This window comes from Kitasatospora sp. NPDC056273 (assembly GCF_042268845.1).
Classification (GTDB): Bacteria; Actinomycetota; Actinomycetes; order Streptomycetales; family Streptomycetaceae; genus Kitasatospora.
Genome location: NZ_JBHJSJ010000061.1, coordinates 1 through 12,306 on the forward strand (window position 1 = coordinate 1; position 12,306 = coordinate 12,306).

Annotated in this window: 12 protein-coding genes; 8 read left to right on the plus strand and 4 right to left on the minus strand. The window is 73.1% G+C overall.

Annotation, left to right across the window (positions count from 1 at the left end; translation table 11 throughout):
* Positions 1–97: 97 nt before the first annotated feature.
* From ACFCY1_RS34975 to ACFCY1_RS34985, 3 genes are all read right to left on the minus strand, one after another.
* A complete protein-coding gene (locus ACFCY1_RS34975; RefSeq protein ID WP_049649876.1) occupies positions 98–1,012 on the minus strand; it encodes a lytic polysaccharide monooxygenase in 915 nt (304 codons plus the stop codon).
* A 241-nt stretch (positions 1,013–1,253) separates the two neighbouring features.
* Positions 1,254–1,673, minus strand: coding sequence for a hypothetical protein (locus ACFCY1_RS34980; RefSeq protein ID WP_049649875.1), 420 nt, complete (start codon positions 1,671–1,673; stop codon positions 1,254–1,256).
* Positions 1,674–1,731: 58 nt separating this feature from the next.
* On the minus strand, positions 1,732–2,955 hold the full coding sequence (locus tag ACFCY1_RS34985) for an amino acid deaminase/aldolase (protein ID WP_375877190.1): 1,224 nt from the start codon (positions 2,953–2,955) through the stop codon (positions 1,732–1,734).
* Positions 2,956–3,057: 102 nt separating this feature from the next.
* Here ACFCY1_RS34985 and ACFCY1_RS34990 point away from each other — a divergent pair, with 102 nt between their 5' ends.
* Entirely contained in the window at positions 3,058–3,831 is a 774-nt protein-coding gene (locus ACFCY1_RS34990) for an SseB family protein (RefSeq protein WP_049649873.1), read from the plus strand.
* Positions 3,832–3,891: 60 nt separating this feature from the next.
* On the opposite strand, the gene ACFCY1_RS34995 is transcribed toward ACFCY1_RS34990, so the two are convergent.
* Positions 3,892–4,269 carry a DUF1844 domain-containing protein gene (locus ACFCY1_RS34995; protein ID WP_049649872.1) on the minus strand — a complete coding sequence of 126 codons (378 nt, stop codon included), beginning with the start codon at positions 4,267–4,269 and terminating at the stop codon, positions 3,892–3,894.
* A gap of 446 nt (positions 4,270–4,715) precedes the next feature.
* Between ACFCY1_RS34995 and infC the strand changes: the two genes are divergently transcribed.
* From infC to pheT, 7 genes are all read left to right on the plus strand, one after another.
* Positions 4,716–5,447 (plus strand): translation initiation factor IF-3, encoded by a 732-nt coding sequence (gene infC, locus ACFCY1_RS35000; protein ID WP_074002347.1) that lies wholly within the window; start codon positions 4,716–4,718, stop codon positions 5,445–5,447.
* A 142-nt stretch (positions 5,448–5,589) separates the two neighbouring features.
* Positions 5,590–5,784, plus strand: coding sequence for a 50S ribosomal protein L35 (rpmI, locus tag ACFCY1_RS35005; protein WP_030055648.1), 195 nt, complete (start codon positions 5,590–5,592; stop codon positions 5,782–5,784).
* A gap of 109 nt (positions 5,785–5,893) precedes the next feature.
* Positions 5,894–6,289, plus strand: a complete 396-nt coding sequence (gene rplT, locus ACFCY1_RS35010; RefSeq protein WP_030055649.1) for a 50S ribosomal protein L20 — start codon at positions 5,894–5,896, stop codon at positions 6,287–6,289.
* Positions 6,290–6,389: 100 nt separating this feature from the next.
* Positions 6,390–7,256 (plus strand): RNA methyltransferase, encoded by an 867-nt coding sequence (locus ACFCY1_RS35015; RefSeq protein WP_049649870.1) that lies wholly within the window; start codon positions 6,390–6,392, stop codon positions 7,254–7,256.
* 117 nt (positions 7,257–7,373) lie between these two features.
* The gene (locus ACFCY1_RS35020; protein ID WP_049649869.1) at positions 7,374–8,477 is read left to right on the plus strand and encodes an ATP-binding protein; all 1,104 of its coding nucleotides are present in this window, start codon (positions 7,374–7,376) and stop codon (positions 8,475–8,477) included.
* 171 nt (positions 8,478–8,648) lie between these two features.
* Positions 8,649–9,770 carry a phenylalanine--tRNA ligase subunit alpha gene (gene pheS, locus ACFCY1_RS35025; RefSeq protein ID WP_049649868.1) on the plus strand — a complete coding sequence of 374 codons (1,122 nt, stop codon included), beginning with the start codon at positions 8,649–8,651 and terminating at the stop codon, positions 9,768–9,770.
* Positions 9,770–12,271, plus strand: a complete 2,502-nt coding sequence (gene pheT, locus ACFCY1_RS35030; RefSeq protein ID WP_375877191.1) for a phenylalanine--tRNA ligase subunit beta — start codon at positions 9,770–9,772, stop codon at positions 12,269–12,271. The genes pheS and pheT overlap by 1 nt, the downstream gene beginning before the upstream one ends.
* The last annotated feature ends 35 nt before the right edge of the window (positions 12,272–12,306 follow it).

Below are 12,306 nucleotides of genomic sequence, written 5' to 3' on the forward strand. Positions count from 1 at the left end.
CCCTCCGGGTGGGCCGCCGCCGTTCGCTCGTGCGCGGGGTGGTGCCGCGGGAACCGGGCCGGACGGGGGTGTGGCCGGCCCGGTCCCGCGCCCGGCGTCAGGAGTCGCGTCGAACAGCCTCGACGCGACGGCGCCGGAGCACCATGCCGGCCCAGCCGACGCTGATCGCGGCGGCACCCGCGAGCAGCAGCGGACCGGTGGCCGAGGTACCGCCCACGGCCGCCGAGGCGGTCGGGATCACCTGGCCGGCCGGGGAGTCCGGGTCCCCGCCGTGGCCGTGGTGGGCGACCGTGGACTTGGAGGCGTCGGCCGCGATCTGGGCGTCGCTGGGCGCGGCCGGGGCCTGGGCGGTGAGCGCCGACGCGGCGGTGGCGGAGGCGCCGAAGTCGACGTCGGAGCAGGCGTAGAAGGCCTCCGGGCTGTCGCTGCGCTGCCACACCGTGTACAGCACCTGGCGGCCGGTGCGCTGCGGCAGGGTGCCGGAGTAGCTGTAGGAGCCGTTGACGGCGTTGCGGTCGACCTGCACCTTGGCCACCGGGGTCGGGTCGAGGTCCGACCACTTCAGCGGCTTGGTGGGGTCGTAGCCCGCCTTGGTGATGTAGACGGTCTGGGTGCCGACGTGCGGCGCGGTGGTGCGGAACTGGAAGGTGAAGGCGCCGGACTTCACCGCGGTGGCCGGCCAGTCGGTGCGCGGCCAGTCCAGCGCCGCGTACTTGTCGCGGTTGGCCGAGCAGAGCTTGCCGTCCGGGATCAGCGCCTGGTGGTTGCCGTTGGCGTTGGCGATGTTGACCTCGTTCCAGTCGTACAGCGGCTGGGTGCCGCTCGCGGCGACGAGGTCCTTGCAGATCTGGGACACCGGGTGCTCGGGGCCCTCGGCGTAGCAGGCGGCGACCCGGCTCACGGGGTTGGTCATCGTGCCGTGGGCGCTGGCGGTGCCGGCGGTGGCACCGGCCACCGCGACGACCGCGGCGCCGATCACGCCGACGGACAGGGCACTTCGCTTGATGGACATGGGGTGGGGACTCCTTGACCGTCGTTCCGGGCGTGCGTGGGGGAACGGGCACGCCTGCCCGTTCGGGAGCCGCCGGCCCGGCGCGCGGCTCCCGGCCAGAGCGTAGGATTGGTCTGGACCAGAAGGCAATAGCCGCGCGTACTGTGCTTGTTGACGGACTGTAGGCCCCGGAGCAGGAGAAAGGCCCGACGGACGGCCGTGGCTAGCCGTTCCATCGGGCCCCGTTAAGGCTCCGGAAAGGTCAGTGCCGCATGTCGTGGATGATGCCGGCCTGGATCACGAGATCGCTGTTGACGGTCGAGCTGCCGCTGATGGTGTTGATGATGTAGGTCCCGCCGGGCGCCTTCTCGAACTGCCCGGGCAGGAACTCCCGGAGGATGTCGAAGAGTTCCTCGGCCGCCTGCGGGTTCGTCCGGAACAGCGCGCGCAGCCGGTTGCGAAGGGCGGCGGCCTGGTCGGCCAGGACCTCCTCGTCGCCGTCGGCCTCCAGCACCTCGGCGCGGATCACCTCCAGCTCGGCGCTCGCCTCCTCGTCCCGCTCGCCGCGCCCGAACAGCCGGGCGATCCGCGAACTGGCCTGGTTCCAGGCGGCCGTGGCCATCAGTCCGGCCACCGAGGTCGCCCCGGACCTCACCATCTCCTGCACGAGCTCGGCGTCCATGCCGCCCCCTTCACGTTCGCAGTGTCGCCACCACGGTAGGGCAAAGGCGGACGAAGCGTCAGAGGAACGTCTTCCCCTCGCCCCGGTACGTCGGTACCGTCCGCACGACCCGGTCGCCCTCGACCAGGTGCAGCTCGGCGAAGCGCTCGCACAGCTCGCCCGCCTTGGCGTGCCGGAACCAGACCCGGTCGCCGATCAGCAGGTCGTCCGCGGCCGAGCCGAGCAACGGGGTCTGCACCTCCCCGGCGCCCTCCATCGGGTCGTAGCGCAGCCCGGCCGGCAGGTACGGCACCGGCGAGCGGTCCGGGCCGGCCGCGCCGGAGGCCGGGTAGCCGCCGCCGAGCACGGTCACCACGCCGAGGCCGGGGCGGCGCACCACCGGCTGGCCGAACAGCGCGGCCGGGCGGCCCCGGAAGGAGCGGTAGTTGTCGAACAGCCGCGGCTGGTACAGCCCGGAGCCGGCCGCCACCTCGGTGACGGCGCGCTCGGCCACGGTGGACTCCACGCTGCCGGTGCCGCCGCCGTTGACGAACTCCAGGTCGGCCACCTGCCGCAGCCGTCGGACCGCCGCCGCGCGCCGCTCGGCCAGTTCGGTCCGGGACCTGGCCTGCATCAGCCGGATCAGCTGCGAGCGCACCGGTCGGCCGGGCACCCGGTCGCCCACCCCGGCGACGTGTCCCTCGTACGCCATCAGGCCGACGACCCGGAAGCCCCGGCGGCGCTGGACGAGTTCGGCGAAGGCGCCGAGGTCCTCGGGGGTGCGCAGCGGCGAGCGGCGGGCGCCGACCCGGACCCGGCCGCCGAGCAGTTGCAGCGAGGTGTCCAACTCCAGGCAGACCCGCACCTCGGCGTCGCCGCCGCGGGCCTCGTCGATCAGGTCCAGCTGGGCCGGGTCGTCCAGGACGACGGTGATCTCGCGGGCGGCCTCCGGGTCGGCGGTCAGTTCGGCGTAGCCGGCCCGGTCGGCGGAGGGGTAGGCGAGCAGGATGTCGCGGACGCCGGTGCGGGCCAGCCAGAGCGATTCGTCCAGGGTGAAGCTCATCACCCCGAGGAAGCCGTCCACGGCGAGGGCCCGTTCCAGCAGCGCCCGGCAGCGGATCGACTTGCTGGCCAGCCGGATCGGCTTGCCGCCGGCCCGGCGGACCAGGTCGGCGGCGTTCGCGTCGAACGCGGCGAGGTCCACGACGGCCACCGGCCCGTCCAGGTGGGCGGTGGCGCGGTCGTACCGGAGGCGGTCGGAGACCGGGGCGGGTGCGGTCGCGGGCGCGTCGAGGATCACCATGGCCGCAGGGTGCCACACCGCGCTACCGGTGGGTAGGCCCCGTGCGCGGGGAGCGTGCAGGGAAATGGGGCCGCTCGCGCGCGGTGGCATAGGGTCGGGCGGGTGGACCGCAAAGACTTCTCCAACCCGGCGTTCGTCGGCAAGAGCATCCCGAATCCCGGCTTCTCCGACGACGACGGCACCGCCGACCAGGCGCTCACCGAGGCCCTCGCCCGCTGGTCGCAGGACCGCGCGGCCGAGCCGGAGGTGCTGGCGGCGCTGACCCCCACCCGGCTGATGGTCCCGATCGTCGCGATCCTCGGCGAGGTCGAGGTGGACGCGAACGGGCACCGGCACGAGAAGACCAGCGACATGGCCGTCCCGGTGCTGGAGGCCCCGGACGGGCGCCGCGCGCTGCCGGCCTTCACGTCGTTGGAGTCGCTCGCCCGCTGGCGCGCCGACGCCCGCCCGGCGCCGACCGCGGCCCCGCAGGCCGCGATGGTGGCCTTCTCGGAGCGCGCCGACACCCTGCTGATCGACCCGGCCGGGCCGGTGCCGTTCCTGCTGAGCGGTGCCCGGCTGCGGGCGCTGGCGGAGAACCGCGCGTTCCTGCCGCCGGTCCGGGACCCGGAGGTGCGCGAGGCGGTCCGCGGGCTGCTGGCGGCCGAGCCGCAGGTGGTCACCGGGCTGCTGGCGGCCTCGGAGGACTCGGACGGGGTGCTCGCGGTGGTCTTCGACCCGGCGCTGGACCAGGCCGGGCTACAGGCGGCCGCCCAGCGGGTCGGACAGGCCGTGGCCGCCGACCCGGTGCTGCGGGTGCGGCTGGACCGGGGGCTGGACCTCGCGGTGCTGCCGGCCGGCGCGGAGCTTCCGGGGGAGCCGCTCTACAAGCGGTAGGAAGCGAAAAGGGGTCAGCCTACTAGACTAGTAGGCTGACCCCTTTTCGCGGTCCGGACGTCAGGAGTAGACCGGCCCGGTGAACTTCTCGCCCGGCCCCGCGCCCGGCGCGTCCGGGACGACGGACGCCTCGCGGAACGCGAGCTGGAGCGAGCGCAGCCCGTCCCGCAGCGGCGCGGCGTGGAAGTTGCTGATCTCCGGGGCGCCGGCGGTGACCAGCCCGGCGAGCGCGGTGATCAGCTTGCGGGCCTCGTCCAGGTCCTTGTCCTTGTCGCCGCCCTCGGCGAGACCGCACTTGACCGCGGCGGCGCTCATCAGGTGCACGGCGACGGTGGTGATCACCTCGACGGCCGGGACCTCGGCGATGTCGCGGGTGAGGTCGTCGAAGCCGATCGCGTCGTCGTCCGCGCCGGGGTTCTGGGTGGGCTCGCTGCTCAAGGGTGGCTCGTTCCGTTGTGCCGTGTGGGTACACGTGGAGCGTACAAGGGGGTCCGCGCCGGGGCGGAATAGCGTTCGACCGCGTGACGCTGTAAGCTTCGAGACTGACCGGCCGGGATCCCGTATGGGCACTCGGCCAGCAAGTGGAGGCTCCACTGAGGAGGCCCGAGAGGGCAACCGCGAAAGTCTCCCACCTTGTCGGCCTCGCGGCCGACGGGTCCCGGTCCGCGACGGGCGCCCCTGGCGCCGAGTCGCCGCAGCGCCCCTCACCGGGCGCAGCCCCCGGTTGTGTGGAGCCCCGCTTGTACCGAGCGGGGCTTTTTTCGTGTGGCGGTGTACGTAGCCGGACAGCGCAGCACGAATGAAGCCCCGCCCAGTGGTCGAGTCCACTACGTGCGACCGCCGTCCGACGGCCGCATCGCAGAAGGTGCAACCGAGGAGGCCCCATCAGCACCGAGCCCCGCATCAACGACCGGATTCGCGTCCCCGAGGTGCGACTCGTCGGTCCCAGCGGCGAGCAGGTCGGCATCGTGCCGCTTGCCAAGGCGCTGGAGCTCGCGCAGGAGTACGACCTCGACCTGGTCGAGGTCGCGGCGACCGCCCGGCCGCCGGTGTGCAAGCTCATGGACTACGGCAAGTTCAAGTACGAGTCGGCCATGAAGGCCCGTGAGGCGCGCAAGAACCAGGCGCACACGGTCATCAAGGAGATGAAGCTCCGGCCGAAGATCGACCCGCACGACTATGACACCAAGAAGGGTCACGTCGTCCGGTTCCTCAAGCAGGGCGACAAGGTCAAGATCACGATCATGTTCCGCGGTCGTGAGCAGTCCCGCCCCGAGCTGGGCTTCCGTCTGCTCCAGCGGCTCGCCGACGACGTCCAGGACCTGGGCTTCGTCGAGTCCTCGCCCAAGCAGGACGGCCGTAACATGATCATGGTTCTTGGCCCGCACAAGAAGAAGACCGAGGCGATGGCCGAGGCCCGCGCCCTCGCGGACGCCCGCAAGGCCGAGCGTCAGGGCCGCACCGGCGGCCCCGACGCCGCTGCGGACATCGAGGACGAGGACGTCGTGACCGACGTCGAGGACGTCGTGACCGAGGCCGAGGACGCCCCGGCCGAGGCGCCGGCCGTCGAGGCCGACGCTCCGGTCGAGCAGCCGGCCGCCTCCCAGGGCGCCTGAGCCCTCACCGGCCAGGAGGCCCGGGAGACCGGCCCCCAGGGTGACGGGGCGTCCCGCCCGGTCACCGCAGATCCATCCAGTTCACGCCCGCGCGGCGCACGTCGCGCGGGCGCGGACGGGACTGACGAGGAGATACGGCGAAATGCCGAAGCAGAAGACGCACAGTGGCGCCAGCAAGCGCTTCAAGATCAGTGGCTCTGGCAAGGTGCTGCGCGAGCGCGCCGGCCGCCGCCACCTCCTGGAGCACAAGCCCTCGACGCTGACCCGCAAGCTGGCCGGGACCGTCGAGCTGGCCCCCGCTGACGCCAAGAAGATCAAGAAGCTTCTCGGCAAGTGATCGCCCTCCCGCCCGGCGCGAGCCGTGAGCGGGGCAGCTGATCCTTCCCGACCCATTCGAATGACGGACCACGTGAAGTAGTCCGTGGTCCAACCCAAGGAGTAATCAAGTGGCACGCGTCAAGCGGGCAGTCAACGCCCACAAGAAGCGCCGGGTCATCCTGGAGCGCGCCAGCGGCTACCGTGGCCAGCGTTCGCGCCTGTACCGCAAGGCCAAGGAGCAGGTCACCCACTCGCTGGTCTACAACTTCAACGACCGCAAGAAGCGCAAGGGCGACTTCCGTCAGCTGTGGATCCAGCGCATCAACGCTGCGGCCCGTGCCAACGGCATCACCTACAACCGCTTCGTGCAGGGCCTGAAGGCCGCCAGCGTCGAGATCGACCGCAAGATGCTGGCCGACCTGGCCGTCAACGACCCGGGTGCGTTCGCCTCCCTGGTCGAGGTCGCCCAGAAGGCGCTGCCGGCCGACGTGAACGCCCCGAAGGCCGCCGCGGACGCCGCCTGATCTTCCGAGATCGGTTGAGCTCTGACCGGACCCGCAGGCTCGCCTGCGGGTCCGGTCCTGCTTTCGCCCCCCTCCTTCAGCGCCCTCAGAGATCGAGACCATGCCGAGCACCGACACCCCCCTGCTGACCTCCCTGCGCTCGCCGCGCGTCGTCGCCGCCCGCCGGCTGGCCAAGCGAAGCCAGCGCGGCAAGGAGCGCCGCTTCCTGGTCGAGGGCCCGCAGGCCGTCCGGGAGGCCGTCGCCTTCGGCAGGCTGCCGGGCAGCGGCGAGCACGCCGTGGTCGAGGTCTACACGACCCAGGAGGCCGCCGAGCGGCACGCCGGCATCGTCGAGGCCGCCCTGGCGGAGGGGCTGCCGGTGCTGACCGCCACCGACGAGGTGATCGCCGACATCTGCGACACCGTGACCCCGCAGGGCATCGTGGCGCTCTGCCGCTTCATCGACACCCCGTTCGACGAGGTGCTCAGGGCCCGCCCCAAGCTGGTCGCGGTCCTCGCCCACGTGCGCGACCCCGGGAACGCCGGCACGGTGCTGCGCACCGCCGACGCGGCCGGCGCGGACGCCGTGGTGCTCACCGACGCCTCGGTGGACCTCTACAACCCGAAGGCCGTCCGGGCCTCCGTGGGCAGCCTGTTCCACCTGCCGGTGGCGGTCGGCGTGCCGGTCGAGGAGGCCGTCGGCAGGCTGCGCGAGGCCGGTGTCCGGGTGCTCGCCGCGGACGGCGCGGGGGAGCGCGACCTGGACCAGGAGCTGGACGAGGGCACGCTGGGCGCGCCCGGCGCATGGGTGTTCGGCAACGAGGCGTGGGGGCTTCCGGAGGAGACCCGCGCGCTCACCGACGAGGTCGTGCGCGTTCCGATCCACGGCCACGCCGAGAGCCTCAACCTGGCCACGGCCGCGGCCGTCTGCCTGTACGCCTCGGCCCGGGCGCAGCGTTCGCCCGGCGGCTGCCGCTCGAACGCCTGACGTACCCGGGGGCGCACCGGGATCTCCCCGTTGCAAGCCCTACTACACCCGCCTGGGAGACGCTAGGGTCTGCCTCTGTGGGGGGAACGGCACGGTGGGTAATCGGGGAGGCAACCCATGGTCGGCAGCGGGCCAGAGCTCGACCCGGACGACCTGCCGGACGGCCTGGTGGTCGCCGACGCGCTGGGCCGGGTGGTCTGCTTCAACCGGGCCGCGGCCCGGCTCACCGGCGTGCTCCCGCAGGCCGCGCTCGGCAGCGGGCTGGAGGACGCCCTCCCGCTGGAGGACCTGGACGGCCGCCGCTGGTGGCAGCTGACCGACCCGTACGGCGGCCTGGCCATCCGCACCGGCCAGCCGGAGCGCAACCTGCTGCTGCCCGGCGGGCGTGAGGTGCTGGTCTCCGCCCGGTACGTGCGCGGCGCCCCGGGCGGGCCGCTGGAGCGCCTGGTGATCGCGCTGCGCGGCACCGAGGCCCGGCGCCGCACCGAGCGCAGCCACGCCGAGCTGATCGCCACCGTGGCGCACGAGCTGCGCTCCCCGCTGACGAGCGTCAAGGGCTTCACGGCGACGCTGCTGGCCAAGTGGGAGCGGTTCACCGACGGGCAGAAGCGGCTGATGCTGGAGACCGTGGACGCCGACGCGGACCGGGTCACCCGGCTGATCGCCGAGCTGCTGGACATCTCCCGGATCGACGCCGGCCGGCTGGAGCTGCGCAAGCAGGTGGTGGACCTGGCGGCGGCGGTGCGCCGGCACGTCGAGCGCAAGGTCGCCACCGGCATCCCCGAGGACCGCTTCGACATCCGGATCAGCGAGCCGCTGACCGTCCTGTGGGCCGACCCGGACAAGGTCGACCAGGTGCTGGCCAACCTGCTGGAAAATGCGGTGCGGCACGGTGAGGGAACTGTCACGATCGAGGTGGCACCGGCCAAGGAGGTCGTCGAGGCGCCCGTCTGGGAGCGCAACGGCACCCCGCCCCGCATCGTGGAAGGTACGGCGGTCACCGTGAGCGACGAAGGCAGCGGCATCCCCGAGGAGGCGGTGCCGCGCGTCTTCACCCGCTTCTGGCGCGGCTCCAAGCGCGGCGGTACGGGCCTGGGCCTCTACATCGTCAAGGGCATCGTGGAGGCCCACGGCGGCTCGATCCGCGTCGACCGCGCGCCCGGCGGCGGCGCCCGGTTCCGATTTATCCTGCCCGCCGGGGTGCCCGACTTCATGCTCTGAGAAAGTGCGTGAACGCCAAGCACAGCCTGCTTCGGGATCCCGAGCAGGTCGGACGTCGTTCCCCCGGACGGGCTTCGCGGCAGCGGTGATACACGCTGCGACTACACTCGACCTTTGGCGTTGGCCCAAAGACCTTGAGCACGGACGAGCAGGAGCACGGGAAAGATAGAGATGTCGGCACCCAACAAGTCGTACGACCCGGTCGAGGTCGAGGCCCTCAAGCCCGAGGTGGTGGAGCAGGCGCGGGACGAGGCGGTCGCCGCGTTCGCCGCCGCCGGCTCCCTGGACGAGCTGAAGCAGGCCAAGGTCGCCCACACCGGCGACCGCTCCGCGCTCTCGCTCGCCAATCGCGAGATCGGGGCCCTGCCCCCGCACGCCAAGGCGGCCGCCGGAAAGCTGATCGGTCAGGCCCGCGGGGCCGTCAACAAGGCCCTCGCCCAGCGGCAGGCCGAGCTGGAGGCGGAGCGGGACGCCCGTGTGCTGGTCGAGGAGGCGGTGGACGTCACGCTGCCGTACGACCGCGCCCCGCGCGGCGCCCGGCACCCGCTGACCACCATGGCCGAGCGCATCGAGGACACCTTCGTCGCGATGGGCTACCAGGTCGCGGAGGGCCCCGAGGTCGAGGCCGAGTGGCTCAACTTCGACGCCCTCAACCTGGGCCCGGACCACCCGGCCCGCTCGATGCAGGACACGTTCTGGGTCCAGGCCCCGGACGGCTCCGCGGACTCCGGCGTGGTGCTGCGCACCCAGACCTCCCCGGTCCAGGCCCGCACCATGCTCGACCGCGAGCCCCCGCTCTACGTGGTCTGCCCCGGCCGGGTCTACCGGACGGACGAGCTGGACGCCACCCACACCCCGGTCTTCCGCCAGGTCGAGGGCCTCGCGGTGGACGAGGGCATCACCTTCGCGGACCTCAAGGGCACCATCGAGGTGCTGGTCGAGAAGCTGATCGGCGGCGGCCTGGAGCTGCGCTGGCGCCCGTCGTACTTCCCGTTCACCGAGCCGAGCGCGGAGATCGACCTCCAGTGCTTCGTGTGCCGCGGCGAGAGCGTCGGCAACCCGGACCGCCCCTGCCGTACCTGCTCCTCCGAGGGCTGGATCGAGCTCGGCGGCTGCGGCGTGGTCAACCCGCGGGTGCTGGTCGCCTGCGGTGTCGACCCGAACCGCTACAGCGGGTTCGCCTTCGGCCTGGGCCTGGAGCGGATCCTGATGAATCGTCACAACGTCGCCGACATGCGCGACATGGTCGAGGGTGACGTCCGCTTCACCCTCCCGTTCGGGATGGAGATCTGATGCGCGTCCCGCTTTCCTGGCTGCGCGAGTACGTCGACCTGCCGGCCGGCGAGACCGGCCGTGACGTCGCGGAGCGCCTCGTCCGGGCCGGCCTGGAGGTCGAGACCGTCGAGCAGATCGGCGCGGACTTCAAGGGCCCGCTGGTGGTCGGCGAGGTGCTCTCCATCGAGGAGCTGTCCGGCTTCAAGAAGCCGATCCGGCACTGCTTCGTGAACGTCGGCGACGCCAACGGCACCGGCGACCCGCAGGAGATCGTCTGCGGTGCGACCAACTTCGCCGTCGGCGACAAGGTCGTGGTCGTGCTCCCGGGCGCCGTCCTGCCCGGCCCGTTCCCGATCGCGGCCCGCAAGACCTACGGCCACACCTCGGCCGGCATGATCTGCTCCGCCCGCGAGCTGGGCATGGGCGACGACCACAACGGCATCATCGTGCTCCCGCCGGAGTACGAGCCCGGCACCGACGCCATCGAGCTGCTCCAGCTCGTCGACGAGGTGCTCGACATCGCCGTCACCCCGGACCGCGGCTACTGCCTGTCCATGCGCGGTGTGGCCCGCGAGGCCGCCGCCGCGTACGGGCTGCCGCTGGCCGACCCGGCGCTGCTCGACGTGCCGCCGGCGAACTCCTTCGGCTACCTGGTGAAGGTCAACGACCAGACCGGCTGCGACCGCTTCGTGGCCCGTACGGTCGTCGGCGTCGACCCGAACGCCAAGTCCCCGATCTGGCTGCAGCGCCGGCTCCAGAAGTCGGGCATCCGCCCGATCTCGCTGACCGTCGACATCACCAACTACGTGATGCTGGAGGTCGGCCAGCCGCTGCACGCCTATGACAAGCAGCGCGTGGACGGCCCGATCACGGTCCGCCGGGCGGCGCAGGGCGAGACCCTGACCACCCTCGACGGGGTCGAGCGCAAGCTCTCCGCCGAGGACCTGCTGATCTGCGACAACAGCGGCCCGATCGGCCTGGCCGGCGTGATGGGCGGCGCCTCCACCGAGATCCTCGACCCGGCCGCAGGCCCGGGCACCACCGAGGTGATCATCGAGGCGGCGCACTTCGACGCGGTCGCCATCGCCCGCAGCGCCAAGCGGCACAAGCTGCCCTCCGAGGCGTCCAAGCGCTTCGAGCGCGGCGTCGACCCGGAGGCCACCCGCGCCGCCGCGCAGCGCGCCGTCGACCTGCTGGTCCTGATCGCCGGCGGCACCGCCGAGGCCGGGGTCACCGACATCGCGGCCCCGCACCCGGTGCGCACCATCACCATCGCCGCCGACCTGCCCGACCGGGTCGCCGGCACCGGGTACGGCCGCGAGACCGTCACCCGGCGCCTGCAGGAGATCGGCTGCTCGGTCTCCGGCGCCGACATCCTGGAGGTCACCCCGCCGACCTGGCGGCCCGACCTCACGGACCCGTACGACCTCGCCGAGGAGGTCATCCGGCTGGAGGGCTACGACAACGTCCCCGCCCGGATGCCCAACGTCCCCCCGGGCAAGGGTCTGACCGAGGCCCAGCGGGTGCACCGTCGGATCGGCGTCGCGCTGGCCGCGGCCGGCTACGTCGAGGTCAACAACTACCCGTTCCTCGGCGAGCCCGCCTTCGAGGCGCTCGGCCTGGAGGCGGACGACCGGCGCCGCCGCACGGTGAAGCTGGTCAACCCGCTGAACGACGAGGAGCCGGCGCTGCGCACCACGCTGCTGCCGGGCCTGCTCGGCGCGCTGCGCCGCAACGTCGGCCGGGGCAACACCGACCTGGCGGTCTTCGAGACCGGCACGGTCTTCCTGCCCAAGGACGAGCTGAGCGTGGCCCCGCGTCCGGCGGTCGACCACCGGCCCAGCGACGAGGAGCTGGCCGCGCTGGACGCCGCGCTGCCGGACCAGCCGCGCCGGATCGCCGTCGCCCTCGCGGGCGAGCGGCTGCCGTCGGGCTGGTGGGGCAAGGGCTCCCAGGCCTCCTGGGCGGACGCCGTCGAGGCGGCCCGCGCGGTGGCCCGTGCGGCCGGCGTCGAACTGACCGTCCGCCAGGGCCAGTTGGCGCCGTGGCACCCGGGCCGCTGCGCCGAGCTGCTGGTGGCCGGCACCGACCGGGTGGTCGGCCACGCCGGTGAGCTGCACCCGCGGGTGGTCAAGGCGCTCGGGCTGCCGGCCCGTACCGCCGCGATGGAGATCGACGTCGACCTGCTGACGGCGGACGGCGCCGAGCGCGTCAACGGCCCGGCGGTCTCCGGCTTCCCGGTGGCCACCCAGGACGTCGCGCTGATCGTCGACACCGCCGTCCCGGCGGCCGAGGTCGAGGCCGCGCTGCGGGCCGGCGCGGGCGAACTGCTGGAGGCCATCCGGCTGTTCGACGTCTTCACCGGCGAGCAGGTCGGCGAGGGCCGGAAGTCGCTGGCGTACGCGCTGCGCTTCCGCGCGGTCGACCGCACGCTGACCGCCGACGAGGCCACCGCCGCCCGTGAGGCGGCCGTCGCCGAGGCCGTCGCCCGCACCGGCGCGGTGCTGCGCGGCGCCTGACGCGGCAGCGCCCGAGGAGGGCCCCGCCCCGGACC

What these genes read in the sequence shown, in the direction of transcription:
- ACFCY1_RS34975 (WP_049649876.1), bottom strand. Translation starts at nt 1,012, where the DNA reads ATGTCCATCAAGCGAAGTGCCCTGTCCGTCGGCGTGATCGGCGCCGCG.
- ACFCY1_RS34980 (WP_049649875.1), bottom strand. Translation starts at nt 1,673, where the DNA reads ATGGACGCCGAGCTCGTGCAGGAGATGGTGAGGTCCGGGGCGACCTCG.
- ACFCY1_RS34985 (WP_375877190.1), bottom strand. Translation starts at nt 2,955, where the DNA reads ATGGTGATCCTCGACGCGCCCGCGACCGCACCCGCCCCGGTCTCCGAC.
- rpmI (WP_030055648.1), top strand. Translation starts at nt 5,590, where the DNA reads ATGCCGAAGCAGAAGACGCACAGTGGCGCCAGCAAGCGCTTCAAGATC.
- ACFCY1_RS35015 (WP_049649870.1), top strand. Translation starts at nt 6,390, where the DNA reads ATGCCGAGCACCGACACCCCCCTGCTGACCTCCCTGCGCTCGCCGCGC.
- ACFCY1_RS35020 (WP_049649869.1), top strand. Translation starts at nt 7,374, where the DNA reads ATGGTCGGCAGCGGGCCAGAGCTCGACCCGGACGACCTGCCGGACGGC.
- pheS (WP_049649868.1), top strand. Translation starts at nt 8,649, where the DNA reads ATGTCGGCACCCAACAAGTCGTACGACCCGGTCGAGGTCGAGGCCCTC.
- pheT (WP_375877191.1), top strand. Translation starts at nt 9,770, where the DNA reads ATGCGCGTCCCGCTTTCCTGGCTGCGCGAGTACGTCGACCTGCCGGCC.